The sequence below is a fragment of the Actinoplanes sp. CA-131856 genome, from assembly GCF_050956135.1.
Classification (GTDB): Bacteria; Actinomycetota; Actinomycetes; order Mycobacteriales; family Micromonosporaceae; genus Actinoplanes.
The window spans coordinates 3,283,913-3,309,065 of sequence record NZ_CP191849.1; the positions used below are offsets into that span (position 1 = coordinate 3,283,913).

General features: G+C 72.5%; 22 protein-coding genes. 17 read left to right on the forward strand and 5 right to left on the reverse strand.

Annotated features, from left to right (window positions below):
- Positions 1-288 precede the first annotated feature (288 nt).
- Entirely contained in the window at positions 289-753 is a 465-nt protein-coding gene (locus tag ACQP2X_RS15440; protein WP_498697530.1) for a DUF1877 family protein, read from the forward strand.
- 4 nt (positions 754-757) lie between these two features.
- Here ACQP2X_RS15440 and ACQP2X_RS15445 read toward each other — a convergent pair whose 3' ends face one another.
- Positions 758-1,558 (reverse strand): phosphotransferase, encoded by an 801-nt coding sequence (locus ACQP2X_RS15445; RefSeq protein WP_498697531.1) that lies wholly within the window; start codon positions 1,556-1,558, stop codon positions 758-760.
- Between the two features lie 404 nt (positions 1,559-1,962).
- Here ACQP2X_RS15445 and ACQP2X_RS15450 point away from each other — a divergent pair, with 404 nt between their 5' ends.
- Positions 1,963-5,721, forward strand: a complete 3,759-nt coding sequence (locus tag ACQP2X_RS15450) for a hypothetical protein (RefSeq protein WP_498697532.1) — start codon at positions 1,963-1,965, stop codon at positions 5,719-5,721.
- Here the strand turns inward: ACQP2X_RS15450 and ACQP2X_RS15455 are convergent.
- A complete protein-coding gene (locus ACQP2X_RS15455; RefSeq protein ID WP_498697534.1) occupies positions 5,702-6,298 on the reverse strand; it encodes a TetR/AcrR family transcriptional regulator in 597 nt (198 codons plus the stop codon). The two genes, ACQP2X_RS15450 and ACQP2X_RS15455, sit on opposite strands and share 20 nt — an antisense overlap.
- 94 nt (positions 6,299-6,392) lie before the next feature.
- Between ACQP2X_RS15455 and ACQP2X_RS15460 the strand changes: the two genes are divergently transcribed.
- Genes ACQP2X_RS15460 through ACQP2X_RS15470 form a run of 3 tightly spaced genes read left to right on the forward strand, consistent with a single transcriptional unit; the run spans position 6,393 to position 9,642 of the window.
- Positions 6,393-7,304 carry a nitrilase-related carbon-nitrogen hydrolase gene (locus ACQP2X_RS15460; protein WP_498697537.1) on the forward strand — a complete coding sequence of 304 codons (912 nt, stop codon included), beginning with the start codon at positions 6,393-6,395 and terminating at the stop codon, positions 7,302-7,304.
- The gene (locus ACQP2X_RS15465; protein ID WP_498697539.1) at positions 7,301-8,302 is read left to right on the forward strand and encodes an agmatine deiminase family protein; all 1,002 of its coding nucleotides are present in this window, start codon (positions 7,301-7,303) and stop codon (positions 8,300-8,302) included. Before ACQP2X_RS15460 ends, ACQP2X_RS15465 begins: the two co-directional genes overlap by 4 nt.
- Positions 8,299-9,642 (forward strand): flavin monoamine oxidase family protein, encoded by a 1,344-nt coding sequence (locus ACQP2X_RS15470; RefSeq protein WP_498697541.1) that lies wholly within the window; start codon positions 8,299-8,301, stop codon positions 9,640-9,642. The genes ACQP2X_RS15465 and ACQP2X_RS15470 overlap by 4 nt, the downstream gene beginning before the upstream one ends.
- A 12-nt stretch (positions 9,643-9,654) precedes the next feature.
- Here the strand turns inward: ACQP2X_RS15470 and ACQP2X_RS15475 are convergent, their stop codons facing one another.
- The gene (locus tag ACQP2X_RS15475; protein ID WP_498697543.1) at positions 9,655-10,740 is read right to left on the reverse strand and encodes an ROK family transcriptional regulator; all 1,086 of its coding nucleotides are present in this window, start codon (positions 10,738-10,740) and stop codon (positions 9,655-9,657) included.
- Positions 10,741-10,829: 89 nt separating this feature from the next.
- Between ACQP2X_RS15475 and ACQP2X_RS15480 the strand changes: the two genes are divergently transcribed.
- A complete protein-coding gene (locus tag ACQP2X_RS15480) occupies positions 10,830-12,101 on the forward strand; it encodes a YbiU family protein (protein ID WP_498697545.1) in 1,272 nt (423 codons plus the stop codon).
- 9 nt (positions 12,102-12,110) lie between these two features.
- On the opposite strand, the gene ACQP2X_RS15485 is transcribed toward ACQP2X_RS15480, so the two are convergent.
- The gene (locus ACQP2X_RS15485; protein ID WP_498697546.1) at positions 12,111-13,448 is read right to left on the reverse strand and encodes a hypothetical protein; all 1,338 of its coding nucleotides are present in this window, start codon (positions 13,446-13,448) and stop codon (positions 12,111-12,113) included.
- The gene (locus ACQP2X_RS15490) at positions 13,427-14,467 is read right to left on the reverse strand and encodes an NAD-dependent epimerase/dehydratase family protein (protein ID WP_498697547.1); all 1,041 of its coding nucleotides are present in this window, start codon (positions 14,465-14,467) and stop codon (positions 13,427-13,429) included. Before ACQP2X_RS15490 ends, ACQP2X_RS15485 begins: the two co-directional genes overlap by 22 nt.
- Before the next feature lie 132 nt (positions 14,468-14,599).
- On the opposite strand from ACQP2X_RS15490, the gene ACQP2X_RS15495 reads away from it, so the two are divergent.
- From ACQP2X_RS15495 to ACQP2X_RS15545, 11 genes are all read left to right on the forward strand, one after another.
- Positions 14,600-15,259, forward strand: coding sequence for a glycosyltransferase family 2 protein (locus ACQP2X_RS15495; RefSeq protein ID WP_498697548.1), 660 nt, complete (start codon positions 14,600-14,602; stop codon positions 15,257-15,259).
- Positions 15,256-15,918: a TIGR04282 family arsenosugar biosynthesis glycosyltransferase gene (locus tag ACQP2X_RS15500; RefSeq protein ID WP_498697550.1), complete on the forward strand. Its 663-nt coding sequence runs from the start codon at positions 15,256-15,258 to the stop codon at positions 15,916-15,918. Before ACQP2X_RS15495 ends, ACQP2X_RS15500 begins: the two co-directional genes overlap by 4 nt.
- Complete coding sequence (locus tag ACQP2X_RS15505; RefSeq protein WP_498697553.1) at positions 15,915-16,595, forward strand: class I SAM-dependent methyltransferase; 681 nt, start codon at positions 15,915-15,917, stop codon at positions 16,593-16,595. Before ACQP2X_RS15500 ends, ACQP2X_RS15505 begins: the two co-directional genes overlap by 4 nt.
- A complete protein-coding gene (locus tag ACQP2X_RS15510) occupies positions 16,568-17,725 on the forward strand; it encodes a molybdopterin-dependent oxidoreductase (protein WP_498697555.1) in 1,158 nt (385 codons plus the stop codon). Before ACQP2X_RS15505 ends, ACQP2X_RS15510 begins: the two co-directional genes overlap by 28 nt.
- The gene (locus tag ACQP2X_RS15515; protein ID WP_498697556.1) at positions 17,722-18,102 is read left to right on the forward strand and encodes a hypothetical protein; all 381 of its coding nucleotides are present in this window, start codon (positions 17,722-17,724) and stop codon (positions 18,100-18,102) included. Before ACQP2X_RS15510 ends, ACQP2X_RS15515 begins: the two co-directional genes overlap by 4 nt.
- A 10-nt stretch (positions 18,103-18,112) precedes the next feature.
- Positions 18,113-18,808 carry a response regulator transcription factor gene (locus tag ACQP2X_RS15520; RefSeq protein ID WP_498697559.1) on the forward strand — a complete coding sequence of 232 codons (696 nt, stop codon included), beginning with the start codon at positions 18,113-18,115 and terminating at the stop codon, positions 18,806-18,808.
- Positions 18,801-19,823, forward strand: coding sequence for a sensor histidine kinase (locus ACQP2X_RS15525; RefSeq protein ID WP_498697560.1), 1,023 nt, complete (start codon positions 18,801-18,803; stop codon positions 19,821-19,823). The genes ACQP2X_RS15520 and ACQP2X_RS15525 overlap by 8 nt, the downstream gene beginning before the upstream one ends.
- A gap of 126 nt (positions 19,824-19,949) precedes the next feature.
- Complete coding sequence (locus ACQP2X_RS15530) at positions 19,950-22,796, forward strand: hypothetical protein (RefSeq protein WP_498697562.1); 2,847 nt, start codon at positions 19,950-19,952, stop codon at positions 22,794-22,796.
- 1 nt (position 22,797) lies between these two features.
- Positions 22,798-23,793, forward strand: a complete 996-nt coding sequence (locus ACQP2X_RS15535; protein WP_498697564.1) for a WxL protein peptidoglycan domain-containing protein — start codon at positions 22,798-22,800, stop codon at positions 23,791-23,793.
- A 40-nt stretch (positions 23,794-23,833) separates the two neighbouring features.
- Complete coding sequence (locus ACQP2X_RS15540; RefSeq protein ID WP_498697566.1) at positions 23,834-24,295, forward strand: sigma factor-like helix-turn-helix DNA-binding protein; 462 nt, start codon at positions 23,834-23,836, stop codon at positions 24,293-24,295.
- Entirely contained in the window at positions 24,292-25,122 is an 831-nt protein-coding gene (locus tag ACQP2X_RS15545) for a hypothetical protein (RefSeq protein ID WP_498697568.1), read from the forward strand. The genes ACQP2X_RS15540 and ACQP2X_RS15545 overlap by 4 nt, the downstream gene beginning before the upstream one ends.
- The last annotated feature ends 31 nt before the right edge of the window (positions 25,123-25,153 follow it).

A 25,153-nucleotide genomic window follows, 5' to 3' on the forward strand; every position in this document is an offset into this window, starting at 1 on the left:
CGGCGGTTGCACACGCACGGCGAGTCGGCCGCCCGACCCGGCCGGCTACGCGGCGGCCGTGCGCGTGCTGATGGAGGCCGGCGTTCCCCTCGTCGCCCGGCCCGGGCTCGGCCCTGGGAACCGTGATCCGGGTCGGTCAGGTCGATCCGGGCGATCGTTCCCAGCGCTCCTTCGCGGTCGGCCTGCGCATCGTCCTGACCGGCCTGGGCGAGCTCATCACCTGACCGCCCTCGCCGCTACCGTGACGGGCGATGGTCTCGGTGAGCGGTGCGGAGGAACGGCGTGAGTGTGCTGGGGGAGTTCCGCCGGATGTCGCCGGAGCTTCTGGGGGAGGTCAAGGCCGCGCCGGAGAACGCCTGGGACCGGGTCAGCGTGCTCGACGACATGCTGGACCTCGATCGAGAATGGAGAAGGCTCGCGGATCTGATGGACCGGGCGGGCTTTTCGCTCAACCCGATCACCGGCGGGGAGCCCTTTCCTGGCGAGCGCTATCAGTTCGGGGATCACGGGCTGTCCCTGACCGCGGAGCAGGTCAAGGCGGCCGCGGAACACTTGGCGGTGACGCCGTTCGGGGCGTTGGAGATTCATCTGCGGCCGCTGCTCGCCGAGACGTCCGGCCCGGTTGTCAGCGAAGTTGACGAGGAAAGAGCGCGCGCCATCCGCAACCGGCTCCAACTGGCCTACTTCGTGTTGGTGGGGTTCTACCTGACAGCCGCGGCCGAGGGGCAGTGCACGGTCTTCTGGGCCGGCTGAGTGCCTAGAGCCGTTCGAGCATCGCGCGGCGGATCACTCTGCGGTTTCGGGCTATCCACGAAGCGCTCCGGGCCCGCCAGGTGATGGCCCACAGAGTCGGGTAGCCGGTGGCGGAGACGGCCTCGGTGCTGTCGATCGTCACGCCCTCGGCGACGGCCTCGTGGCGGGCGCTATGGATGGCCACGTCGGACAGGCGGTCGACCAGATCGTCCCGGTCGGCGCGGGGCAGGCCGTAGCCGTCGGCGATGGCCCGGGCGTGCCGGGCCCGGGTGACGGTGTCGGGCAGGTTCTGCCTCTCGGCCACGTCGTCGTCGACGAGCTGGGCGTTGAGCCACACGGTCTGGGCGAGCTCCCACAACCGGTCGACCGGCCCGGCGAACTCCCAGTCGATGAACGCGTCCGGTCGCCCGTGCCGGCCGACGATGTTCCACGGCGCGGTGTCGCCATGCCCGATCACGATGTCGTCGCCGCCGAGGTCGCGCAGCCAGTTCGGCTGCCAGACGGCTTCGGCGGGCGGGGTGAAGGTCGCGGTCGCGTCGTGCAGGCCGCGCAGCAGCGCCCCGACCGCGCCGACGGCGTCGTCCGACCAGGCGTGTGGATGAGGGGACTCGCCGGGTACGAAGCCGTAGCCGTCGCCGATCACCCGCGGGGCCCCGGCGAAGCCGGCCCGTTCCAGATGTCTGAGCAGGGCGAACACCGAGGGCGTCCACGGACCCACGGTCTTGTGCACCACGCCGTCGGCCAGAACCGCGTCCGCGGGATGCGCGCCGGCTCCCCATGTGCCGAGTTGCCCGGGAGACTCCACAAACGCCAGCGTCATCACGAAAGAGCCCGGCCACAAGCGGTTTTCCGGTGCGGGCAATCATCGGGTGGGCGGCGGAGGAGGAGGCTGAGGACATCGCGCGCGGCCCGGCGACGCTGCGGGTTCCGGGATAGGGCCGCGACGAGCGCCGTGACCGTGACGGTCGAGCTGTAGAGCAGAGTCGCGGTTCCAGCGGCGATGGCACCGTCGTGAAAGAGGGTAGGCAAGCCGGTCATGGCGGGCACCTTTCGCTATTCGTTGTGCCCTCGTTTGTGGCTGTCCGGTCAGTTTCCGGCGAACAGCCGTCCCCGTTACGCTGCCGCTATGCGCAGGTCACATGCCGCGACGACCCGGTTTTCGGTGGCATTCCGGCTCGGACCCAGCGCCCGGACGCCGGCGCGGCGACGGTGACCGGAACGGCGGCCAGGGAGTTCGCCAGCGATCTGAAGGCGCTGTACAAGGCGGCCGGGTCACCCACCCTTCAGACGCTGGTACGGCAGGCCGCAGCCCAGGTGCCGCCGATCAAGTTGGCGGTTTCCGGTGTCAGCGACTGGATCAACGGCAAGACGGTCCCGCGCGGCAGCGCGGGGCTGCGGTTCCTGGTGCGGTACCTCCAGGGGGCAGCCCACGATCACTCCCGCCGCCCCGATGCGTGGTGGGAGGCCCGCCGGCGTCAGGCATGGGCCGAGAAGCACGCCAATCGAGGTGGTCGGCCCTCGGCCGTACGGGCCGTACGGGTCCCGCTGGACGCTCCCCCCGCCTTGCCAGCTCGCCGGTCCGGATATTGGCGGTTGATCGAGCAGCTGGCCCCGCCGGTGCTTGACGACCGGTCAGCGGAGTTGGCCACGATGGGGGAGGGCACGGAATCGTATCTGTGGTGGCAGGCGCCGGCGTGGGCGGGCAAATCGGCGCTGATGGCCTGGTTCGCCCTTCGTCCACCACCGGGGACCCGGGTGGCGGCATTCTTCGTGACCTCCCAGGTGGCGGGCCACGACGATCAGCGCGGCTTCCTGGAGATCATGATCGAGCAGCTGGCTGTTCTGGCCGGCGGCGCCTCCGTGCGGTCCTCCGAGGCCGGTCAGCTGCCCACCTTCCTCGATCTGCTCGATCTCGCGGCGCATTCGTGCCGGACGCGGGACGAACGACTGACATTGATCGTGGATGGCCTCGACGAGGACCGGGGTGCCGCGGGCGGAGCCGATGCCCACAGCATCGCCGCTCTTCTGCCCAAGCACCCGCCGGCCGGCGTCCGGATCATCGTGGCCGGGCGCCCGCATCCGCCGGTGCCGCCGGACGTGCCGGCCGATCACCCGCTCAGGACCCCCGGCGTCGTTCGTCAGCTCGAGGCGTCACCGCTCGCGGGCGTCGTACGGACCGGCGCCGAACGCGAGCTGGCCCGCCTGCTCGGCGGCACACAACTCGACCGCGACATCGTCGGATTGATCACCGTGGCCCGTGGCGGTCTGACGATGGCCGACGTGGCGGCGTTGACCGGCGAATCCGCTTGGACCGTCGGGCAGCGGCTCCGTGCGGTCTCCGGCCGGACCTTTCTTCCGCGCCCGAGCCGCTGGCGGCCGGAAGACGCGCCGCCGACCTACGTCATCGGTCATGAGGCGTTGCAAGCGGACGCGCTGGCAGCGCTCAGCCCGAGGGCGGCGGACGGGTTCCGGCAACGGCTCCGCGGCTGGGCCGAGGCTTTCGCCACCGCGGGTTGGACCGAGGACACGCCGGAATACCTCGCGACCGGCTACTTCGCGCTGCTGCGGGACATCGGCGACACCCCACGGCAGGTGTCCCTCGCCGTCGACCCCGGGCGGCGGGAATGGCTTGCCGAGCTCACCGGTAGCGACAGCCACGCCCTCGCCGAGATCCATGATCTGCTCGATGCCATCGCCGAGTCGTCCGACCCCGACCTCCTGGCGATGCTCCGGCTGGCCGAATACCGCGATCGCCTTGCCGCGGGCGCCGCGAACACGCCGTCGCGATTGCCCAGCCTCTATGCCGCGCTCGGGCTCACCGCGCGCGGCACAAGCCTGGCCCGATCGCTGGGCACGCCGTCGGCCCGGGTGTTCGCGTTGATCGACGTGGCGTCGGCCGTGTCCGAACAGCGACCTGACCTGTTCCAGTTCCTGATTGCCGAGGCCGTGGACATGGCGGCCCTCGTGCCCCGGATCGCTGAGTACCTGATCGCTGCGGCGGCGGGTGCGGCACGCCCCGTCGACCCGGCACTCGCGGACCGGCTCGCCGCGAGACTGAAGGATCCCTCCGCGATCGCCCAAATTCGATCGGACGAGGTGAAGGCCTTGGTGGCGGCCGGTGATTTCGACGGCGCCATGGCACTGGCCGACCGGATCGGCAGCGTGGAACTCGCCGCGCATGCTTCAACCGTCATCGCGTCGGCGCTCGCAGCGGCCGGCCGCGCGGCCGAGGCGCTTGAACTGGTACCGCGGATCGAGCACAGCTGGTATCCCGACGGATCGCTCACCCGCCTGGGCGTAGCACTGATCGACGGCGGTCATCCCGGCGAGGCGCGAACGGTCGCGGAGAGGATGCGGCAGAGCATCCCGAAGCGCCACATCGTCGAAGATGATGGCGGAGTGCTGGCATGGGCCGGCGCCGCGCAGCTCCTCGGCATGCTCGGACACCGTGAGCAGGTCGAGACGATGCTCCGTGATCCGCCACCCGGCAACCGGTCGGCGGCTGGGGCCCACCATGCGCCTCGCATCCTGGCGGCGATGGGTGACTACGCCCGAGCGCTGGAGGCCGCACAGGGGATCAGGAGCGGTGAGTACCGGGACGACGCGCTCGCCGATCTCTGCACCGTCGCTGGCCGGGTACGCCACTACGCCGACGCCGAGAGTTACGCCGGCCTCATCAGTGCGGTGGGCAGACGCGCGACGGTACTCACCAACTTGGGCCACCTCGTGCTGAAAGACGGCCACCTGGACGATGCTCTCCGCATCGCCCGGCTTGCGGAGGCTGCTGCGCGCACCGTGCCGTCGGACCACACACGTCATGTGCTGACGATTGCCGAGGCACTCGCCGACAATGGTCATTACCGAGAGACGGAACTCTTGTTGTCCCGCGTCCGGCCCGAGCGTCGGCGCTGGCCGACGGCGTGGATCGCCCGGTCGATGGCGACGTCCGGTGAGGTCGAGCGCGCTCTCCGGGTGTTGGAGGCGCTGCCCGGCGACGATGACGTGTATGCCGATGTGGTGCGGTTGGTCGCCTCGGAAAGCTGGGTATCGGCCGTGCCGATAGCGGACCGCATCACCGGTGCCGCTCAGCGACGACGGGCGAGGACGTCGATTCTCATTGCCCGGGCCGCCGCCGGGCAGACCGCATTTTCCGAGCAGCTCATCGACGAGGTGCGAGGCGACGACGACCAGGACGAGCGAACGCTCGTCGCCGTCGTCACGGCCGCCGCTACGGCCGGGCAGTTCACTCGTGCGCTCGCGATGGCGGAGGGCATCGGCGACAAGCACCTGCGCATCGAGGCCGTGGGGTCCGTGGCCGCCGTCCTGGTCGCGGAGGGCCGGCTCGATGAGGCCGCCGCCGTCCTGCGGACGCCGCCCCGCGACAACTACCTGTCCACGTTGGCGAACGTTTGGGCCGATCTCGTGACAGAGCTCGCGAACGCGGGTGACCTCGTACGCGCCGCGGAGTTGGCGCAGAGCATCACCAATCATGACTACCGGTCGAGGGCGACAGCCAGCATCTGTGCCGCCGTCGCGGACGGGGGCGACCTCGAGGGCGCACAAGCCATGGCAGCCGGCATCGACCATCTGTACCAGCAGGGACGAGCATTGGCGGCGGTGGTGCGGGCAGCCGCCCAGCGCGGTCGGCTCGAGTGGGCGGAGGAGCTGGCGCAGGCGTTGCCCCACCCCGAGCATCAGGCCGACGCCTTCGAAAGCGTGGTCGTCGCGGCGGTGGCCACCGACTGGAAGAGGGCCGAGGCCATCGCACTTCGCATCAAGGATCCCGCGCAGGCGGCGAAGGCCTTCCAGGCTTGCGCGGCCCGAGTCGATCCGCCCTTGGCGCACCGTTTCATCGGCCGGATAGTCCGGTTCCACAACTGGCACAGCGCTATCGCCATCACAGCCCGAAAGGCACCGAGCGCGCTGTTCGCCCTCGCCGACGAGGGTCTCAGCGTCGCAGGGCGGTGAGCAGCATGTCGAGGCCGAGTTCGAAGGCTCGGTCGGCTCGGGGGCGGCCCTGGCCGGCGGCCTCGATGGCGGCGACCAGGACTGGCGTGCGGGCCTTTGTCTTGTCCCAGACCTCGGCGGGGGCGGCCACGTCGAGGGCCGAGCCGATCACGAAGCTGTCGAGGACCGTGATGACGTCGAGGAGGCGGTCGGTGGGGATGCCGGCGTCGCTGAGCACGGTGGCGATGTCGTCGTACATGCGCACGACGTCGGGGGAGGAGACCGTGTGCGCGGTGAGCATCGGGATCAGGCGCGGGTGGCGGGCGAACGCGTCGCGATAGTGCCGGAGCAGGGCGCGCAGCGCCTCGTCCCAGGGGCGCCCGGGAGGCTGGGTGAAGGGCTGCTCGGCGAAGACCCGGGCCCGCATGGCCTCGACGATCTCGGTCTTGCCGGTGACGTGGTTGTAGAGCGAGGACGGGCGCACGGACAGGGCGGCCGCGATCTCGCCCATCGTGAACTCGCCCTGGGCGTCCACCAGCTTCAGCGCCGCCGTGGCGATCTTGCTGACCGACAGCTTCGGCGTTGCCGGCCGTCCCACGGAGCTCCCCTCGACAACTGCTCGGATCCCCACCATACTAAAACGAACGACATTCGTTTGCCCCGGCCAGCCCGGACGAGCAAGGGACAAGGACATGCGCCTGATCAGCTCCGGGCGGCTCGACTCGCCCGCCCGCGTGGACGCGCCGGCAAGGCCGCCCCTGCGGATCGGCGTCGTGCAGCACCGGTGGCGCGCGGACGCCGGCGAGCTGAAGGACGTGCTGCTCGGCGCGATCGGCCAGGCCGCCGCCGAGAAAGCCGACGTCGTCTTCCTGCCCGAGCTGACGTTGTCGCGCTACCCCGCCTTCGAAGAGCCCACGGGGGTGCCGTCCGACGCCGCGGAAGATCTCCTCACCGGGCCCACGATGACTTTCGCCGCCGAGGCCGCGCGTAAGTACGGCGTACCGGTCCACGCCTCGCTCTATGAGAAGAACGGAGAAGACGGCCTCGGCTTCAACACCGCGATTCTCGTCGGCGCCGACGGGCGGCTCGTGGGGCGGACCCGGAAGACCCACATTCCGGTCACCGAGGGGTATGTGGAGGACAAGTATTTCCGCCCCGGTCCGCCCGGGGACGCGTACCCCGTACATCGTCTCAAAGATGTTGGCCTTGGTTTGCCGACCTGTTGGGACGAGTGGTTCCCGGAGGTGGCGCGCCTCTACGCGCTCGGCGGGGCCGACCTGCTGGCGTACCCGACCGCGATCGGCTCCGAGCCCGACCACCCCGACTTCGACACGCAGCCGCTGTGGCAGCAGGTGATCGTCGGTCACGCCATCGCCAACGGGCTGTTCATCGCCGTGCCCAACCGCACCGGCGACGAGGGGCGGATCAGCTTCTACGGCTCCTCGTTCATCGCCGACCCGTACGGCCGGATCCTCGCACAGGCCCCGCGCGACGAGGAGGCCGTACTCGTCGCCGACCTCGACCTCGATCAGCGCCGCGACTGGCTCACCCTTTTCCCGTTCTTCACGACCCGGCGACCCGAGACGTACGGAGGCCTCGCGTGACCCAGCCGCAGTGGCGGATGCCCGCCGAGACCGAGCCGCACGACTGCACCTGGATGGCCTGGCCGTCGAGCGGTTACACGCTGGGGGAGAGCGCCGACGACGCCCGGCGCGCCTGGGCCTCGGTCGCGCTCGCGGTGGCCGAGTTCGAGCCGGTGCGCATGGTGGTCGACCCGGAGGCGGTCCCGGACGCCCGCAAGTGGCTCGGATCGGACGTGGAACTGCTCGAGGCGCCGCTCGACGACGCCTGGATGCGCGACATGGGACCGACGTTCGTGGTCGGGCCCGAGGGCCTCGGCGCGGTGGACTGGGTCTTCAACGGCTGGGGTCAGCAGAGCTGGGCCCGCTGGGAGAAGGACGCGCGGATCGCCCGGCAGGTCGCGGAGTGGGCCGGGGCGACGCTCGTCGACTCGGCGATGGTCAACGAGGGCGGCGGCATTCACGTCGACGGGGCGGGGACCGTGCTCGTGACGGAGACCGTGCAGCTCGACCCCGGCCGCAATCCCGGCTGGCGCCACGAGGACGTCGAGGAAGAACTTCGGCGGACCTTGGGCGTACGGGATGTGGTGTGGTTGCCTCGGGGTCTGACCAGGGACTACGGGGAATTCGGGACGCGCGGGCACGTCGACATCGTGGCCACGATGCCGGCGCCGGGAACGGTGCTGCTGCACGTCCAGCCGTCCGCCGAACATCCGGACTTCGAGGTCACGGCGGCGATCCGGATGGCCCTGCCCGCACAGTGGCGGGTCATGGAGCTGCTCGCCCCGGAACGCCTGGTCGACGAGGAGGGGCCGGTCGACCACAGCTACGTCAACCACCTCGTCTGCAACGGCGGGGTCGTGGCCGGCACGTTCGGCGATCCCCGCGACGCGGCCGCGCTCGAGGTGCTCGCCTCGGCCTATCCGGGCCGGAAGGTCGTCGGTGTCGACGCGCGTGTGATCTTCGCGCGTGGCGGGGGTATTCACTGCATCACCCAGCAGCAACCGAAGGTGGAACCGTGAACGACGTGGATGTGGTGGTGGTCGGCGCCGGCGTGACCGGCTTGACCGCGGCCGTACGACTGCGCGAGGCCGGCCTGAAGGTGGTGGTCCTCGAGGCGCGCGACCGGGTCGGTGGCCGCCTGCTCACGGAGACCATCGACGGCGTACGCCTGGAGATCGGCGGCCAATGGGTCTCGCCGGACCAGACGGCGCTGCTCGGGATGATCGACGAGCTGGGCCTGACGACGTACCCGCGCTACCGGTCCGGGGACTCGATCTACATCGGCCGCGACGGCGTCCGCACGACGTTCCAGGGTGACGCCTTCCCGGTGCCGGCGGAGACGGCGCTGGAGATCAAGCGGGTGGCGGCGGAGCTCGACCGGCTGGCCGCGCAGATGGATCCGCTCGTGCCGTGGGAGCACCCGTCGGCCGTACAGCTGGATCAAATGTCCTTCGAGGCGTGGCTCGCCACGCAGACCGGCGACGTGGAGGCGCGGGACAACATCGCCCTGTACATCGGCCCGGCCATGCTCACGAAGCCGGCGCACGCGTTCTCGGCGCTGTCGGCGGTGCTGATGGCGGCCAGCGCGGGCGGCTTCGCGCACCTGCTGGACGCCGACTTCATCCTCGACCGCCGCATCGCCGGCGGGCTGCAGGAGGTGCCGTTGCGGCTGGCCGCCTCGTTGGGCGACGCGGTGCGGCTGTCGACACCGGTCGACCAGATCTCGTGGGACGGCACGTCGGCGGCGGTCGGCGACTACCGGGCCCGGCACGTGGTGCTGGCGGTGCCGCCGACCCTGGTCAATCGCATCCGGTTCGCGCCGGCCCTGCCGCCGGTGCAGGCGCAGATGCGGCAGCATCAGTCCTTCGGCCTGGTCATCAAGCTGCACATCACGTACGAGACCCCGTTCTGGCGTTCGGAGGGACTGTCGGGAACGGCCTTCAGTCCGTACGCCCTGGTGCACGAGGCGTACGACAACAGCAACGAGGACGTGGCGGGCGACAACCGCGGCATCCTGGTGGGATTCGTGTCGGACGTTCGCGCTGACTCCCTGCTCGCGATGGACGCCGGCGCCCGCCGGGAGAAGGTGCTGGAGTCGCTCGCGGCGTACTACGGTCCGGCGGCGCTGTCGCCGGTCGCGTACTACGAGAGCCCGTGGCAGGCCGACGAGTGGACCGCGGGGGCCTTCGGCACGAGCTTCGACATCGGCTCGCTGACCCGCTATGGGCGGCACCTGCGGGCCCCGGTCGGGCCCTTGACCATCGTGAGCAGCGACGTCGCGGGCCTGGGCTTCCAGCACGTGGACGGCGCGATCCGGATGGGCGAGGCCGCCGCGGCGGCCATCATCGAGCAGCGCTGAATTCGGGAGCCCTCAGCCGCCCGTCGCCACCAGCGCCCGCAAGCGGTCGAGGGCCTCGGCGCGCACGCCGGCCAGAACCGGCTCGCCGGTCACGGTGGAGGCGCGGACGGGCACGTGCCGGGGCATCCGCTCGGTGGCGGCGCGGACGGGGGCGACGAGGGCCGGCCCCCACGGTCCGCCGACGACCACCTCGCGCGGGTCGGCCAGGGCGATCACGGCGGCGACGACCCCGCCCACGGCGGCGCCGATGACCTCGTGGGTGGTGGCGCCGCTCGCGAGCAGCCGGCCGACGTCGATCGCGGTCCCGCTTCCCCCTTCGCGGCGGAGATCCAACTCACCGAAGACCTCGATGAAACGGACGGCCCGGCCGCCGGGGCCGACGGTCAGCAGGTGGGCGATCTCGCCGGCCAGTCCGGTGTGGCCGCGGCGCACCTCGCCGTCGCTGACGATCGCGCACCCCAAACCTTCCCCCAGATAGAGGTACGCGAAGTCCCCGGCGCCGTCCGCCGGCCGCTCGGCCCGGGCCGCCCAGTTCACGTCGTTGTCGACGACGATCGGCCCGTCCACGTAGGGCCCGAGAACCGCGACCGGGTCCAGCTCGCCGACGAGAAACGGCGCGTCCGGCAGATGAACCAGCCGCCCGGTGGCGCGATCAACCGGATCGGCAGCACCGACCACGGCCAGCCGAACCACCAGCGGCCGGTCTTCGCCGCGCGCCGTCGCGCCTTTGCTCAGCGCCTGTTCTACGGCGGTGGTGAGCGTGGCGGCCAGGTCGGCCGGGTCGGCCGGGTGGACGGCGCGGGACACGGTGTCGCCGTAGATGTCCACGCACTCGGCGACCACGCCCTCGGGGGCGATCGTCACCGCCAGCGCGACGCCGACCGCGGGGGAGAGGGCGTAGTACGAGCCGACCCGGCCCCGGCCCCGGCCGCCGGGGGTGCGTTCGCCGGTGTCGGCGACCAGGCCGCGTTCGGTCAGGCGGCGCACGCTCTCGCCGGCGGTCGGCTTCGAGATGCCGATCTCGGTGGCCAGTTCGGCGCGGGTCAGGCGGCGGTGGCGCATGAGGGTGCGCAACACCTGTTCGTCGCTGCTTTCCACGGGACGATTCTAGTAAGGGGGGTTGCCCAGAACGCGGGCGACACGTACCGTCATTCAAGTAAGGGGACCTGACTAGAAGGAGGCGCGCCGTGCCGACGACCACCACCGCTCTGCCGCACTGGGAGGACACTCCCGCCGATCTGGGCGCCGCGACGCGCGAGATCAAGGCCGCGCTCCGCGCTCGCATCGAGGCGTCCGGTCGTACGGTCGACGAGGTCTTCGCCGTTGTCGAGCGGCGCGTGCAGGCCGCGATCGAGGACATCGTCGCCACCCGGCGCCGGGGTGAGCAGGTGTGGCCGGTCGTCGACTACGCCGACATCGAGGCCGGCACGGCGCCCACCGAGCTGATCAAGAAGCGGGGCTGCCTGGTCGTCCGCGGTCACTTCGAGCGCTCGCAGGCCCTGCAGTGGGATCGGAGCATCGTCGACTACGTCGAGGGCAACCGCTTCTTCGAGAACTACCGCGGTCCCGGCGACGACTTCTTCGGCAGCGTCGGGTCCAAGCCCGAGATCTACCCGATCTACTGGTCGCACGCGCAGATGCAGGCCCGGCAGAGCGAGCGCATGGCCACCGTGCAGGCCTTCCTGAACAGTCAGTGGAAGCACACGTCCGACGACGGCACGCAGTGGTTCGACCCGCACCGTGACTCGCTCTATCCCGACCGCATCCGCCGCCGCCCCGAGGGTGCCGACTCGGCCGGCCTGGGCACCCACCTCGACCCGGGCACCCTCGACCTGTGGATGACCCAGGCCTATCAGCAGGCGTTCCGTCATCTCTTCGACGGCAGCGTCGAGCAGTACGACCCGTGGGACGCCGCCCACCGCACCGACGGCCCGCAATATCCGGGCTCCACGATGTGCTCGGCGTTCCGCACGTTCCAGGGCTGGACGGCGCTGTCCGACATGGACCACGACCAGGGCGTGCTGCACACGGTGCCGATCCCCGAGGCGATGGCTTATCTGATGCTGCGCCCGCTGCTGTCCGACGTCCCGGACGACGACATGTGCGGCGTCACCGTCAATCAGGTCTTCCCGGCCGGCCACAAGTGGCACGCCCCGCTCATGGAGGCCTTGTCCGGCATCCCGGACGTCCGGGCCGGCGACTCCGTCTGGTGGCACTGCGACATGATCCACAGCGTGGCCCCGGTCGAGGCGCAGAAGGGGTGGGGCAACGTCATGTACATCCCGGCCGCCCCGTGGTGCCCCCGCAACGAGCGCTACGCCGCCGACGTCCGCGACGCCTTCACCAAGGGCGAGAGCCCGTCCGACTTCCCGGCCGAGCACTACGAGCGCGAGTGGCCCGACCGCTTCCAGGCCGCCGACCTCAACGAGATCGGCCGCCGCGGCCTCGGTCTGGTCTGACCGCGGCTCTCACCAGGCGGTCAGCACGAGGTGGTTGACGAGCAACGCCGTGCCGGCCTGCGCGGCCAGCCACCACCGCCGGTCCGGCCGGGGCAACAACGCCGCGGCGGCCGGAAGCCAGAACGCGAAGGGCAGCCAGATCCGTTCGGTCTCGGCCTTGCTCATCCCGGACAGGTCCGCCGCCAGCGCGGCCGCGGCCCAGCCGGCGACGAGCAGGGCCACGGGGGAGCGCGAACGGCCGGCGCGGCGCAGGATCGCGGCGGCGGCGGGACCGGCGCTGAGGGCGAACGCCGCGAGGTTCGCCCACACCCAATAGGCGTACGGGCGGTGGGAGGCCAGGCCCTGGTAGTAGCGGAGGCGTACGAGCAGATAGCCGTCCCACCAGGCGAAACCGAGCGACGTCACCGCGACCACCACCAAGGCCGCGCCCAGCGCGGCCCAGGGCAGCAGCCGCCACCGGGCGCGCCGCAGCGCGATCACCGCGAGGGCGGGCAGGGCGAGCAGGATCAGACCGTAGGAGAGGTACGCGCAGGCGGCCAGCCCGGCTCCGCCCGCGGCGACGGCCCCTCGCGAGGGCCGGGACAATCCGACGGCGACCAGGGCCATCGCGCCCGCGGCCGCCCCGGCGAACAGGCCGTCGGCGGAGACGCCGACCCACACCGCTCCGGGGAAGAGCACGAGGAACGGCGCCGCGATCCGGGCGATGCGCTCGTCGGCGAGCGCCCGCACCGTGATGAGGATCGCCACGGCCGCCAGACATCCGGCCGCGACGCAGACGACCGCCGCCCAGGCGCCGCCGCCGAGCCCGATCCGGTCCAGGCCGACGAAGACGAGCAGTGCACCCGGCGGATGCCCGGCGACGTGGGTGGTCCACGGATCGGGGCCGCCGTCGAGGATCCGGCTGTCGAAACCTCGCAGCATGGCCGGGACGTCGGTCACGCCGGGGACTTCGGCGAGATATTCGTACGGGGTGGTGAGCCGGGTCGCGACGCCGCGCCGCCAGCCGTCCACCAGCGCGAGCGCGAACGTCCAGGCCATCGCGGCGATCCAGGTCGCGGCCAGCAGCAAGCGCCAGGGGAGCCGTTCGGCGAGGCGCGGCCCCCACCGAACGACCGCCACCGCGACGGCGATCGCGGCGGGTGTTCCCGGCCCGGCGTGCGGCAGCACATGCCCGAAGAGGGGAGCGGCCGGCGCGTGCACCGGCCGGCCGGCGAGACCGAGAACAGCCCCGGTCAGGGCCGCGGTCGCGATCAGCCCGGCGACGGCCGACAGGGCCCACCGGTCGCCGGGCGACGACGGCCACCACCACCGCTCCGGACGGCGGGTCAGCCCCGCAGGGGCGCGCACGCGAACTCCCGCAGACCGTCGGCGGGCTCCACCGTTGCGCGGAAGCCGAGCTCGGCCGCGGCGCGGGCGGGCGAGGCCACGACGTGGCGGACGTCGCCGAGCCGGAACTGCCCGGTCACTTCCGGGCGGGGACCACCGAAGGCCTCCGCGAGCGCCCCGGCCATCCCACCGATGCCGAGAGGCCGGCCCGAGGCGATGTTGTACGCCCGGAAGCCCTCCGGCGCGGCCCGCACCGCGGCCACGTTGGCCCGGGCCACGTCGTCCACGTGGATGAAATCGCGCAGTTGACCGCCGTCCTCGTACACCCGCGGCGCCTCACCCCGCTCCAGGGCCGACCTGAAGATCGCCGCCACCCCGCTGTACGGCGTGTCCCGGGGCATGCCCGGCCCGTACACGTTGTGGTAGCGCAACGCCGTCACCGTCGCTCCGCTTTCCCGCGCCCACACCGCGCACAGATGCTCCTGCGCCACCTTCGTCGCCGCGTACACGCTGCGCGGATCCACCGCCGTGTCCTCGTCCACGAGCCCCGGCGCCAGCGACGCCCCGCACTCCGGGCACGACGGCTCGAACCTTCCCGCGAGCAGGTCGGCCGCCTCCCTCGGCTCGGGCCGGACGGGGCCGTGCCGATCGCATCGGTAGGCGCCCTCCCCGTACACCACCATCGAGCTGGCCAGCACCAGCCGCCCGATTCCGGCGTCGCTCATCGCCGCCAGCAGCACCGCCGTCCCGAGGTCGTTGCAGCCCACATATTCGGGCAGGTCGGCCGGCCCGGCGCCGAGCCCGACGAGCGCCGCGTGATGCACGACCACGTCGACGCCGTTCAGCGCTTCGCGGACCGCCGCCGGGTCACGCAGGTCGGCCCGGTGCGCGGTGACACCTTCCGGCGGCTCGGCCGGGCCGCTGTGCGCGGCCGGGTGGTAGCTGTCCAGGATGGACACTCGATGGTCCGCGGCGGTCAGGGCGGCGCTCACCGCGGAACCGATGAACCCGGCGCCGCCGGTCACGAGGATGTGGGTCATGCCGGCGACCGTAGGCCCGCCGACGGCCTCGTGCGGCGTACCGGCCCGATCCGTCAGCGGTTCGTAAGGTCTGGCCGCGACGTTCGCGTTCTGTAAGATCCTGCCCTCCTGACCAGGCATAACTTCGCCTTCATGACCGATGTGGTGTTGCCCTGCCTCAACGAGGCCGCCGCCCTGCCGTGGCTGCTGGACCGGATGCCGGACGGCTTCCGGCCGATCCTCGCCGACAACGGCTCGACCGACGGCTCCCGCGCCGTGGCCCGCCGCCGCGGGGCTCTGGTGGTCGAGGTGCCGAGGCGGGGGTACGGGGCCGCGGTGCACGCCGGCATCCTCGCCGCCGACCCGGACGACGGCGTGGTGTGCGTGCTCGACGCCGACGGCTCGTTCGATCCGGCCGACCTGCCCCGGCTGGCCGCCCCGGTGCGCGACGGCGAGGCCGACCTCGTGTGCGGCCGCCGCCGCCCGACCGGACCGCGGGCCTGGCCGGTGCACGCACGCCTCGGCAACGCGGTCGTCGCGCGCCGGGTGCGCCGGGCCACCGGCCTGCCCGTGCACGACATCGCGCCGATCCGGGCCGCCCGCCGCGACGCGCTGGTCGCCCTCGACCTGCGGGACCGGCGTTTCGGCTATCCGCTGGAGCTGCTGCTGGCCGCCTCCCGGGCCGGTTGGCGGGTGCGTGAGCTCGACGTCGCGTACCACCCACGCGCCGCGGGCACCCGCTCGAAGGTGACCGGAACCGTCCGCGGCACCATGCGGGCGATCCACGACATGCGGGCGGTGCTGGCCCGATGATCCAGCTCCTCGTGATGGCGAAGGCGCCGGTGCCCGGCCGCGTGAAGACCCGCCTCTGCCCACCCTGCACGCCGGACGAGGCGGCCGCCCTCGCCGAGGCCGCGCTCGCCGACACTCTCGCCACGGCGAGCCAGGTTCCGGTGGTACGGCGGACAGCCGCGCTCGAAGGCTCGTATCCCCTCCCGCCCGGCTGGTCACGGGTGGCGCAGCGCGGCGAGGGTCTGGGCGAGAGACTGGCGTACGCCTTCACCGACACCGCCCTCCCCGGCGTGCCCACGCTGCTGATCGGCATGGACACCCCCCAGCTCACCACCACCCAGCTGGCCGGGGCGGCCGAGGCACTGACCCGCACCGGCGCCGTCCTGGGCCCGGCCCTCGACGGCGGTTGGTGGGCCCTGGGCCTGAGCAACCCCCACGACGCCCAGGTGTTGCCGAACGTCCCGATGTCCACCCCGTCCACCGGCGACCGGACGTCGGCCGCCCTGCGGGCCCGGGGCGTCCACCCGTTCCTCCTGCCCCCACTGCGCGACGTCGACACCGGCACCGACGCCCGCGAGGTGGCCGCCGCCTGTCCCGCGGACGCTCACTTCCCCTCCGCGGTCGCCCGGATCCTCGGCGGCGCCTCCGGACATGAAGCCGGCCCGGGGAGGCGGCGGTGATCGCGGCGCCGGCCGACTGCGTGACGGTGGAACGGGCCGCTCTCGGGCTCTACGAGCGGGCCCTGGCCCGGGCCACGGCCGGGCAGGACGCGACGCTGGCCCTGCGCGACGTGCACGGGCGGGAGCATCGGGTCGACGCCGCCGGGTGGTGCGGGGAAGCGCGGGACGGCGACGGCGGGCTGCTCGATCGGTGCTCCGGGGCCACGCTCGACGTCGGATGTGGACCGGGGCGGCTCACCAGCGCTCTGCTCTCGCGGGGGCGGGCGGCGCTGGGTATCGACGTCAGCGCGGCCGCCGTGCGCCTGGCCCGGGAACGGGGTGCCCTGGCCCTGCGGCGGGACGTCTTCGCCTCCGTGCCCGGGCACGGGCGCTGGGAGCACCTGCTGCTCGCCGACGGCAACGTCGGTATCGGCGGCGATCCGGCCGCCCTGCTGCGCCGCTGCCGTGAGCTGCTCGCGCCGCACGGTCAGGTGCACGCCGAGGTGGAGGCTCCCGGCACCGGCAGCTGGGCGGGGACGGCGACCCTGCACGACCCGGACGGCGGGCCGCGCGCGCCGCTGCGGTGGGCTCAAGTGGCCGCCGACGAGCTCGCGCCGCCGGCACGCGAGGCGGGGCTGACGGTTCGGGACAACTGGACGGAGGCGGGCCGATGGTTCGCGACGCTGACTCACGCCTGAGGCGGATCCTGACCTGGCCCACCTCCGCCGCCCCGCCGCGCGACCGCCGGCTGACCAGCCTGCTCGGCGTCGCGCTCGGTGCCGCCTTCGGGGTCTGCTTCGTCACCGGGCTGCTGAGCCACCTCATCCAGCATCCGCCGGGCTGGTTCTGGTGGCCGTCGCGGCCGGCCGGGCTCTATCGGTTCACGCAAGGGCTGCATGTGGCGACCGGGCTGGCCACCGTGCCGCTGCTCGGGGCGAAGCTCTGGTCGGTCTACCGCCGGCTGTTCGTCTGGCCGCCGGTGCGCGGCCTGGTCCACGCGGCCGAGCGGGCAAGCGTCGCCGTGCTGGTCGCGGCGGCGCTGTTCCAAGTGGTCAGCGGCGTGCTCAACACGGCCCGCTGGTACACGCCGATGCCGTTCTTCTTCACCACCGCCCACTACTGGGTCGCCTGGCTGGCGATCGGCGCCCTCCTCACACATATCGGCGTCCAGCTGCCCGTGGTCCGCGCGGCCCTGCGGCGGCCCTCGGATCCGGTGGGCGTGGCGATCGGCCGGAGGCGGGTGCTGACCGGGGTCGCCGCGGCGGCCGGGGCCATCACCCTCGCGACGATCGGTCAGACCGTACGGCCGTTCGCCGCGGTCAGCGTCCTCGCGCCCCGCCGCCCCGGTGACGGGCCGCAGGGCCTGCCGGTCAACCGGACGGCCGCCGCGGCCGGGGTTCGCGACGCCGCTCTCGACCCGGCCTACCGCCTCGTCGTCGCCGGCTTCGGCCGTGAGGTCGCGCTCGGTCCGGCCGACCTGGCCGCGATGCCGCAGCACACCGCGGTGCTGCCGATCGCCTGCGTGGAGGGCTGGAGCTCGACCGCCACCTGGTCCGGCGTGCGCCTGCGCGACCTGGCCGCCCTGCTCGGGGAGGACCTCACCGGTGCCGAGGCCGAGGTCGAGTCGTTGCAGGCGGGTGGCCGCTATCGGACGTCGGTGGTGGCCGGGCCGCATCTGGCCGACGACCGCACGCTGATCGCGCTGCGGCTCGGCCGGGAACCCCTGCACCTCGACCACGGGTTCCCGGCTCGGCTCATCGCGCCCAACCGGCCCGGCGTCCTGCAGACCAAGTGGGTCGCACGGATCACCGTGCGGAGAGCCCCGTGAGGCGCGTGCTGGTCGCCGGCGGGGTGCTGGTCATGGCGTACGCGCTGATCGGCGCCGTGGTGAGCCCGGACGTGGACCGGGCCGGCGTGCTGATCTTCCTGGCCGCCGTGCTCGTGCTGCACGACGCCGTGTTCCTGCCGCTCGTGCTGGCCGCCGGCGCGCTGATCGACCGGGTCGTCCCGCCGGGCTGGCGGGCCACGGCCCGGGCGGTGGGCCTGGTGGGTCTGGCCGCCGGTGTCGTCGCCCTGCCGCTGGCGATCGGGCCGCTCGACGGCCCGTACCTCCGGGGGCTGCTCGTGATCCTCGTGGTGAGCGCCGTGTGCCGTAAGGGAATCGAAAGGTGGCGGAACGCGCGCCGCGGGCGCGTGCCTGGGTAGCCTCCGAGACGTGACCCACCAGGTGCTGGTCGTCGACGACGACCCGACCGTCAGCGATGTCGTGCGACGCTATCTCGAGCAGGACGGCTGCCGGGTGCGGCTGGCCGCCGACGGGCTGGCCGCGCTGGCCGCCGTCGACGCCGAACGGCCCGACCTCGTCGTGCTCGACCTGATGCTGGGCGGTGTCGACGGGCTCGACGTGTGCCGGCGGCTGCGCGCCGAACAGCCGGGGCTGCCGGTGGTCATGCTGACGGCGCTGGGTGAGGAGAGCGACCGGGTGCTCGGCCTCGAGGTCGGCGCCGACGACTACGTGACCAAGCCGTTCAGCCCGCGCGAGCTGGTGCTGCGGGTCCGTTCGGTGCTGCGCCGCACCTCGCCGCAGGCCCCGCCGCGGCCGGCCCTGCTGCGCGACGGCGACCTGGTCGCCGACACCGGGCGGCGCACGGCCGAGCTGGCCGGGCGGCCGCTCGCGCTGACCGTGCGCGAGTTCGACCTGCTGGAGTTCCTGCTGCGGCACCCGGCCCGGGCCTTCTCCCGGGCTCAGCTGCTCGACCAGGTGTGGGGCTGGCAGTTCGGCGACCAGTCGACGGTCACCGTGCACGTGCGCCGGCTGCGCGAGAAGATCGAGGCCGATCCGGCGGCGCCGGCGCGGTTGCTGACCGTCTGGGGCGTGGGCTACCGGTACGAGCCGGCCGGCCATGCGTGACATCCTGCTGATCGGCCTCTACTCGCTGAGCGCGGGCGCGGCCGTCGGGCTGCTCGGGGCCGCGGCGTTGCGGGCGCTGCGCGGCCGGTCGATCGCCGTGCACGTGTGCGTGCTGCTCGCCATCACCGTGGCCGCGGTGGTGGCCGGGGTGGTCACCGTCGCCCGGGCCATGTTCCTCTCCGCCCACGACATGCAGGTCGTCCTGGTCACCGTGGCCGCGTCGGCGGTGGTCAGCCTCGCCCTGGGCGCCGTCTTCGGGCGCCGGCTGGCCGCCGCCGCGGTGTGGGCGGCCCAGGCCCGCGAGCGGGAGCGGCGGATGGAGGCCGGCCGGCGCGACCTGGTCGCCTGGGTGTCGCACGACCTGCGCACCCCCCTCGCGGGGCTGCGGGCCATGACCGAGGCGCTGCAGGACGGCGTCGTCGCCGACCCGGCGACGGTCGCGGAATATCACCGGCGCATCGGCGCCGAGACCGACCGGATGAGCGGCCTGGTCGACGACCTCTTCGAGCTCTCCCGCATCCACGCCGGCGCGCTGCGGCTCACCCCGGCCGACCTGCCGTTGGCCGACGTCGTCTCGGACGCGGTGGCCGCGATCGCCCCGCTGGCCGGCAGCCGGGGGATCCGGGTGGTCGCCTCCGGGCACGACTGGCCGGTGGTCACCGCGGGCGCGGCCGAGCTCAACCGGATCATCGACAACCTGCTCACGAACTCGGTGCGCTACACCCCGGCCGACGGCACCGTCCACATCGACGCCGGGCGCGACGGCGGCGACGTCTGGTTCGCCGTGTCGGACAGCTGCGGCGGCATTCCGGAGGACGACCTGCCGCGCGTCTTCGACGTCGCCTTCCGCGGCACCCGCGCCCGCACCCCGCAGACCGCCGGCGGGGGTGGGCTGGGCCTGGCCATCGTGCGCGGGCTGGTGGAGGCGCACGGCGGCCGGGTGCGGGCACACAACGTCACGGGTGGCTGCCGCTTCGAGGTTCGCCTCCCCGACTGTTGCCTTCCTCATAGGTAAGGCTAACCTAACTCGGCAGCACATAGGATCTCGCTCGCCTGACATTTCCTATGACGAGCGGACTTGATGGTGCGTTCCCGATTTATACGCAACCGCGCGACCTACGCGCTCGCGACCCTGACCGCTGTGCTGGTGACCGCCGGCGCCGCCCCGCTGACGAAGGCGGCCGCAGCGGCAGCGCCGGTGACCGCCACCGCCGATGCCGGGTTCACAGTGCAGCCCCAACCGCAGACCGCACCCGACGGCAGTGCGGTGACCTTCACCGCGGCCTATCCAGGCGCGGTGCTCTACACCTGGTACCGCACGGATGTGAGCGGCACCCGGGCCGTGCCCGCCGGCAACGCCGCGACGCTGACCTTCACCGCGAGCTACGCCGACAACGGCGCCACCTACTCGGTGCGGATCTTCGACGCGACGTACGTGCAGCACCGCTCCGATGAGGCGAAGCTGACCGTCACGCCGGTCGCCGCCACTGTTGTCGAGGCACCGCACGACGCGAGCGTGCAGGCGTACCAGAACGCGAAGTTCACCGTGACCGCCGGTGGCACCGCGCCGCAGACCTATCAGTGGCAGCGGGCGACCGGAACCACCTGGGCCGACATCACCAAGGCCACGGCCCCGGACTACACGTTCAAGACCACCCCGGCCGACGACGGCGCGCGGTTCCGGGTGCTTGTCGGCAACGCGTACGGGCCGCGGACCCCCAGCGCCACCGCCACGCTCAGCGTGACCACCGGCGGCGGCAGCCTCGACCCGGTCGCGCACGCCAGCTTCGAATGGGGCGTCAACGCCATCTACCAGGGCGGCAACCCGGCCAACACCGGCTGCAACTTCTTCTCCGCCGGCACCCAGGAGGCCTTCGCCGGGCAGCAGGGCAACGTGCGGATCATCCACCGCAAGCCCGACGGCACCGCCCAGGGCATCTCCGACGCCACCAAGTGCATCCCGGGCTCGGGCACCCAGCTCAACCAGCGGGCCCTGTTCACCGAGGGCACCGGCACCGCCAACCCCGTCACCGGTGAGGCCACCCTCCACTGGACCGGATCCTTCACCGCCAACGCTTACGCCGGCATGGTCACCTGGTACGTCAAGGACCCGACACTGACCGTCGCCGCCGACGGCACCGGCACCCTCACCGCGACCAGCGGCGGCATGGGCTCGAACCGGGACAACCCGGGGGAGAAGGAGCCGATCGCGGCCCGCACGGTCACCGTCGCCACCTTCGACCAGGTGCGGCTCACCGACGGCGGCGTGCAGATCTCGCCGGCGTACTCCGGTGTCGACTACTTCCCGCTGGTCGACGGCAAACGCTCCACCACCTCCGCCATCGCCGACGCCGTCAAGAAGGCCGAGCCGGGCTGGGGTTCGTGGCCCGAGTCCTTCGTCGACTTCCAGTACGAGACGGGCCTGTCGACCTACTGGCTCAGCAGCGGCCTGGCCGGCGACGCCGACAAGCCCCCGCTGGATCTGACCGTCGGCTTCACCGCCGCCCCGGACGTCAAGGACGTCCCGGTCATCCTGGCCAACCCGTCGACCGCCGCCGCTCAGCCGTACGTCGAGGGGCGTGACCTGACCGTCACCGCCGACGTCGACGGTGACGCCGGTATCCGCTGGGAGCAGGCGCCCTCGGCCGCCGGCCCGTGGACCGCGATCGACGGCGCCACCGCCGAGACGCTCACCATCCCCACCCTGACGAACGAGTGGAACGGCAAGTACGTCCGCGTCGTCGCCACCAACAGCGACGGGCAGGCCGTCTCGACCGCGCTGCGGCTCACCACCGCCCCGTACACCGTGCCCACCTTCACCCGGCAGCCCGGCAACGTCGCCGCCGTGGCCGGCAACCAGGCCAGCGTTTCGTACGAGGTCACCGGCAACCCGGCCGTCGGCACCATCACGCTGGAGCGCAGCGACGACGGGGGCGCCACCTGGAAGAACTGGTCGGGCGTGACCGCGACGACCAGCGGCCTCACGATCGCCGCCGTTCCGGCCGGCGCCGACGGGGTGAAGGGCCGCGTCGTCGCCGTCAACGTCGAAGGCGCCCGGACGGCGTCGGAGGCGTTCACCTTCCGCGTGGTCGCCTCGACCGGCAAGCCGCAGCTCGTGGTCCTGCCCGAGGCGCCCATCGACCCCGCCAAGGACACGAATCTGACCATCGTCGGCGCCGGCTTCGCCGTTCCCGACTGGGCCAGCTCGACCTTGACGTACTCGCTGGACCTGGGTCTCTTCGACGCCGGGACCTGGCAGCCCGGGAAGACCGGCACCCGGAGCTGGATCGCCACCTCGCCCGACACGTCGAGCGGCCAGATCTACCACGATCCGATGGTCACCAGCGGCGGCACCTTCACGGTCGGCCTCAAGGTGCCGGCCGGGAAGCTTCAGGCCGGTCACTCGTACGGCATCGGCTCGTTCCTGCGCCTCACCGACATCTCGTCCTGGACCGACACGTTCGACAACCGCTCGCTCGACGCCTGGGCGCCGGTGACGCTGACCGGCGAGCAGCCCGGCGGCTCGCAGGAGATCATCGTCGACGTCCCGGAGCAGACCGGGGAGCCGGGTGAGTTCATCTGGACCATCGACGCCAGTGACCGCACGGTCACGCTGTCGACCGCGCTGAACAGGGGCGACTATCTCCAGTCGACCGGCGAGCTCAAGCCGGTCAAGGTGACCGACACCCGCGCCGGCGGGCCGGCCTGGTCGGTCTCCGGTGTGGCGGGCGCGTTCACCGGCGGCCTGCCGGCGCGCTATCTCGGCTGGAGCCCGTCGGTGGTCACCGCGGGGGCCGGGGCGCAGGCGGGCGCGCCGGTCACGGCCGGGGACGGCGAGGGCCTGGGTGCTTCGGCGACTTTGGGATACGCCTCCGACGGCCACGCCAAGGGCACAGCGGTGCTGGGTGCGGGGGTCGACCTGCGCCTGCCCGTGACCACCGCGGCCGGCACGTACGCGACCACGCTCACCCTGACCGCGCTGTCCTGACATGCGCCTGTTCCGCGCCTTGGTAGTGGTGCTCGCCGTCGTGTCCGGCCTCGTGCCGGGCGCGGCGGCGTCCGCCGACACGCTCACCTGGTCGGTGCGCCCGGCCCCGGTCACCGGCAAGCCGGACCGCCCCAACTTCGTCTACGACCTGCGGCCCGGCCAGAAGGTGACCGACAGCATCCGGGTCCGCAACTACGGCGGCAAACCGCTTTCCCTGACCGTGTACGCCAGTGACGCGCTCACGACCTCGAGCGGCGCGCTCGACCTGCTGCCGGCCGGCACCGAGCCCACCGACACCGGCTCGTGGGTGTCGCTCGGAAAGACGAAGATCGAGGTGCCGGCCCAGAAGTTCGTCGACGTCCCGTTCGCCATGACCGTGCCGGCCAAGGCGGAGAGCGGCGACCACACCGGCGGCATCGTCACGTCGTACGTCTCGCTCGACGGTCCGGATCGGGCCGTCACCGTCGATCGCCGGCTGGGCACGAGGATGTACGTCCGGGTGAGCGGCCCGCTCCAGCCACAACTCGACGTCTCCGGGCTGACGACGTCGTACGCCGGGAATCTCAACCCGTTCGGGCCGGGCCGGCTGCACGTCACCTACACGGTCACCAACACCGGCAACGTCCGGATGGGCGCCGAGCAGGTGGTGGCCACGTCCTTCCCGGGCCGGGAGATCACGCTGCCCCCGATGCCGGAGCTGTTACCCGGCGGCAAGCTGACGTTCCAGGCCGACGTCGACGGGGTGTGGCCCACGTTCCGTACGAAAGCCAAAATTCAGCTGAAAATGGTGCCGACCCGGCCGGGTGACGTCTTCGGCGCGCCGGTGGTGGCCGTGACCACAAGCGCCTGGACTGTGCCGTTCCCGCAGCTCGTGGTGGTGCTCATCGGCGTACTCACCCTGGCCTTGGTCCGGTGGCGACGGCGCCGCCGGCGTGCGTCGGTGAACAAACAGATCGAGGAAGCGGTGCGGGTCGCGCTGGCCGAAAAAACTTCTTGATCGGACTGCACAGCGGCGCGGCGAGGCCCGTCCTAGTGGCGTGACCTTCGAGCAATTCGCGATGGCCCGGCTGCCCAGCCTCCTGCGTTTCGCGGTCGTCCTCACCGGCGACCGCGATCTCGCACAGGACATAGTCCAGGAGGTTCTGGCCCGGGTGCAGGCCCGCTGGCGGCGGATCAGCGAGACGGAAGACCTGGAGGCGCACGTCCGGCGCATGGTGCTCAACGAGTACCTGTCCTGGCGGCGCTTCTGGGCGGTCCGCCGCCTCCGTGACGTCCAGGGCGGTGTGCCCGACGGCCTCTGGGAGCGCCTGGCCGGCCTCGGCCGTAAGCAGCGGGCCGTGCTGGTGCTGCGCTACTACGAGCAGCTGGACGACGGCCAGATCGCCGACTGGCTGGGCAGCACCCGGCCGGCCGTGCGAGGACTCGCGTCGAAGTCGCTGAAGACGCTCCGGCTGGAGCCGGAGCTTGTGGAACGCATTCCCGCCGAGGAGAAGTCGTGACTGAGCAGCACCCCGACCAGCTGCGTGAAGTATTCGCGGAGCATGAGCACAACACCCCCGACCCCTCCGCCGTCTACGCCCGTGTGGTCGAGCTCTCCGGCCGCTACAAGCGCCGCCGGCGGGGCGCGCAGATCGCGGCCGGCGGCGTCCTCGGCGCCGGGCTCATCGCCGGCGCCGTGAATCTGCCCGCGTTCCTGCCCGGCAGCTCGAGCGGCACCGCGGCCGGCATCCCGGTGGCGGCCGCCCCGCTCGCCTCGGCCTCGACCGGTCCGACCGACGCCGAGCTCCAGCAGCGCTGGGAGGCCTACGCGAACGCCGGCTACGGCCTCGGCGACGCCGAGAAGCTGGCCAAGATCTGGCGCCTGGACGTCAACAACCCGGGCGCGGTCAAGGCCGAGGCCGGCCGCCGCCTGCTGCTCGGCGAGACCCTCCCGGTCTCGCCCCACAAGGACGTGATCCCCGAGGACGACACCACGCCCGAGCAGGCCAAGCAGTTCTCGGCGTTCTTCGACGCCGGCTACGTGTGGGCCGACGCCGAGAAGCTGGCCGGCCTGTGGAACCTCAAGGACGCGCCGTCGGCGAAGCTCGAGGCCGGCAAGCGGCTGCTCGCCGGGCAGGAGCTGCCGGTCAAGCCCAAGCCGGCCAACGTCAAGGCCGCCCAGAAGCAGAAGGCCGAGATCGCTCAGGTCGAGGCTTTCTTCAAGAAGGGCTACGACGGCGAGGACGCGGCCAAGCTCGCCGAGCTGTGGCATTTGAAGACCCCGTACGATGCCAAGATCGCAGCCGGCAAGAAGCTGCTGGCCGGAGAAACCCTGCCGGCCCTCTAGTTCGAGCGAGACCGCCCCCGGGCGCAGCAAG